Raw genomic sequence first — 2,755 nt, forward strand, 5'->3', positions numbered from 1 at the left:
AAAAATACAGTCAAAATAGTTTTCACATTTAAATATAAAATTGTAGCCAATAGCAGTAGAAATCATATTTCTAAACTATTGGCTTTATTATACCAATTTTAAATTATATATGTTAGGCGTCAATTTTTTTACGCTTACAAATAATCACAGTGAAAAAGGGTATTTTCATATTATCTGAAAAAAATCATAACAGTAACAGTAACAGTAACAGTAACAAAGCCATACAATACATTATGTAAATCTATGTTGATAATTAAAATAAATACGGCATATTTTTACAACTATATATATTCATAGAATATAAAAACTTTAATTTATTACTCATAATTGAGCGAGAAAGGAGAACATTATGGCATTTATAAAAACCTATAATAAAGTATTAAACGGATATATAATAGCTACAGGAAATACTGTAGGTCTTTCAGATGGAGTTAGTGGAATAGGAGTATTTACAACTTTAGACACATCAAAGCAAGTAGCAGGGTATCCAGCTGGTACTACTATAAACTATCTTGAAAATAGTTCATCTGCATATTTAAATATTCCACTAGGTTCAACTGTTGAGTATGCTATATTAACTTGGGGTGGTACAATAGGTACAAACACAATTGTTTCAGGAAGTTGTCAACTTACAACACCTGCTTCAACAATACCTAATACAATAACAGCAAATTTTGCATACTACGGAGCACCTGGTTCAATCTCTATGGGTTCCAACTCAGCAGATGTAACTTCTCTAGTAAGTGCTGGCGGAAGTGGGCTTTATATTTTTTCAAAAGGTTATGCAACATTAGGAGGATCAGCTGGATCTTTAGGATGGATGTTAAATGTTGTTATATCTAGTCAATCTTATACTAGAAAACTTATTGACATAAATGTAGGAATTGTAGAGATACCTATGGGAACTACTGCAACCACTACTATTACAGGTCTAGTAACACCAAAGAGTGGTGCTGTAACTGGTAGATATTTAACAATGGGTTATGATGGAGAAAATACTAATAGTAATAATTTTAATGGTGGTTTAGGAGTATTTACCCTTACTGGACCAAATAATACGGCTACAGGATTTTATAATCATCAAATAAATAATTGTGACACACTCTCTCCAAATGTAGGTCAACTTGATACAACAGGTTCTTTTGGAACATATAATAGTAGCTCTGTTGTAAAAGGAACCAGATATGGAACAGATATTACAAACGTTAGCCTAAATGGAAAAATAGGAAATAATATTACTTTGGTTACTCTTGTAAATAATGCTTATGGTGAGGGTATTGCCGTGTCTGTAAATGCATTCCAAATAGATAACCAAGGTTTTGATGACCCTATAAAAACAGTAGATAAACCATATGCAGATGTAGGAGATACAATAACCTACACTATTCCAATTATAAATACTGGGACTTTACCATATTCAAATGTAGTGTTAATAGATACAATTCCAACTAACACTACTTTTATAGCAAATAGTTTAACTATAAATGGAGTTTCAAATCCTGGAAATCCTGCTCCTCCTACTGGAATAAATTTAGGAACTATAGCTTTTGGAGGTATCACAACAGTTACTTTCAAAGTTTTAACTACAAGTACCATACCTTCACCAAATGTAGTTAAAAACAATGCATCTTCTACATTTGTTTATAATGGTTTGCCTGTAGGAATAAACTCAAATACAGTTAGTACAACAATACTAAATGCAATACTTTCAAGCAGTAAAATAGCTAAAACTTATGCTAATATAGGAGATATAATAACTTATACAATTCCAATGAAAAATACTGGAAATACAACAGCTATAAATATAAAGTTTATAGATACAATACCAAATGGAACAACATTTGTAGCAAATTCATTAAGACAAGATACAACTGTTCTTACAGGGTTATCTCCGACTCCTCCAGGAGCAACTCTACCAAATGCTATAAAAGGAGGTAATACTTCAACTGTAACATTCCAAGTAAGAGTAACTGCACTACCAAGTCCTAACCCTATACCAAACTATGCATCTATGACATTTTCATATACCATAAATAATAGTACTATTCCAAATGTAGTTGGAAGTGGTTCATCTAGCACCAATCTTGCTAATACTTTTATAAATAGAGCAGACTTGACAAATACAACTAAAATTGTTGATAAAGATTTTGCAACGCTTAATGATGTTATAACTTATACAATTACTATTCCAAATACAGGAACTACAAGTGCTAATGCTGTAATTTTCAAAGATACAATCCCAACAGGAACAACATTTGTAGCGAACTCATTTACTGTAAATGGTGTAGTTAAAACTGGTGTAAGTCCTGCACCTCCAGGTATTAATATAGGTACAATCCCAGCAGGTGGAATTTTTACAGTAACATTTAAGGTAACTGTAAATACTATACCATCACCAAATCGTGTTTTAAATAGTAGTAACACTACATTTAACTATCAAGTTGACCCAAGTGTTGTAACTACTACAGCTGGTAGTGCTAATAGTAATATCGTAACTACAACTATAACTAGAACTGCATTAATATTACCTACAAAAGCGGTAGATTTGCCAGGAGCATTTATTGGAGATACTATAACGTATACTATAGTATTAAAAAATACTGGAACGACTACTGCAAGTAATATATTTTTTACAGATACTACTCCAAATGGCACAATATTCGTACCAAATTCAGTAAAAGTAAATGGAACAACTATAAGTGGAGGCACACTAAGCCCACCACCTGGAGTATCTATACCAAACTTAGGTGTAAAT

The 2,755-nt window shown here is 31.8% G+C and carries 1 protein-coding gene; it reads left to right on the top strand.

The window, feature by feature from the left end:
• Positions 1 to 349: 349 nt before the first annotated feature.
• A partial coding sequence (locus ACRC03_RS18475; RefSeq protein ID WP_438654079.1) for a beta strand repeat-containing protein occupies positions 350 to 2,755 on the top strand: 2,406 nt, incomplete at its 3' end.

The organism is Romboutsia sp. (assembly GCF_051659545.1).
Classification (GTDB): Bacteria; Bacillota; Clostridia; order Peptostreptococcales; family Peptostreptococcaceae; genus JBOFOR01.